Annotated in this window: 1 protein-coding gene; it reads left to right on the forward strand. The window is 52.9% G+C overall.

The features are described 5' to 3' along the window. A partial coding sequence (locus tag F6K52_RS36700) for an efflux RND transporter periplasmic adaptor subunit (protein WP_293090207.1) occupies positions 1-1074 on the forward strand: 1074 nt, incomplete at its 5' end. Positions 1075-1076 lie beyond the last annotated feature (2 nt).

The raw sequence follows: 1076 nt of genomic DNA on the forward strand, positions 1-1076 counted from the left end.
CCTGAACAGCAAATCGTTCTCAGTGCTCAAACGGCAGGTGCGGTTGTTTCCACCCAAGTAGATGTGGGAGACCCGGTACAGTCAGGGGATGTACTCGCCCAAATCGATAGTGGTTTGCTCACTGCCCGAGTCAACGAAGCCCAGGCAGAACTGTCGGTACGCCAATCCGAAGTCGCAGTGGATCAGGTGTCCATTACCGATGCCCAAGCCGCAGCAATTCAAGCCCAGGCCACTCGCGACCAGGCAAAACTGGATGCTGACCGATTACGACAGCTAGCAAATCAGGGAGCAATTTCACAACAGGTGGCTGAAGCCGCTGAGTTAACGCTAATTAGTGCAGAGCAGGCAGTGGCATCGGCCCAGGCTCAGATTGAGGCTAGGGAACAAGCGATCGCAGCCGCCAACAGTCGGGTCACAGCCCAGCAGGCCGTATTAGCAGAAGCCAAGGAACAACTGCGCTGGGTGAATGTAAATGCCCCGCAGACCGCTACTGTCTTAACCAAACTCTTAGAGCCTGGGGACTATGTGCAACCTGGCACGCCCATTTTTGAGCTAGGCAACCTTAGCAGCCTCACTATAGAAGTACAGGTATCAGAGCTGGATATTGGCCAACTCGCCCTGGGGCAACCCGCCGAAATACGCTTCGATGCCTTTCCAGATATCCAAGTTACGGGCAGCGTCACCCGCATTTCCCCCGTAGCGGATACTACCTCTCGACTTATCCCCGTAGAAGTCACCCTGAGCAATCCAGATCGGCGCATCGGTAGCGGAAAATTAGCCCGAGTACAGTTTTCAACAACCGATAATCAAACCGTTGTCGTTCCTGCCAGCGCCCTAAAAACTGGAAGCAATGACAACACCGTTTTTATCTTAAAAAAGGATGAAGCCCAACCAACCGTAACAGCTCGCTCCGTCACCATCGGACAACAGAATCAAGGCAACATTGAGATTCTCTCTGGACTAGAACCAAACGAGACATTTATTGTCGCCAGCGATCGCCCTTTAGAAACCGACCAGGTCGTAAGGCTCAGCATTCTATCTGAGGTCAACACACCTGAGGGTCAACCAGAATGAAG

It is taken from the genome of Moorena sp. SIO3H5 (genome assembly GCF_010692395.1).
In the GTDB taxonomy this organism is placed as follows: Bacteria; Cyanobacteriota; Cyanobacteriia; order Cyanobacteriales; family Coleofasciculaceae; genus Moorena.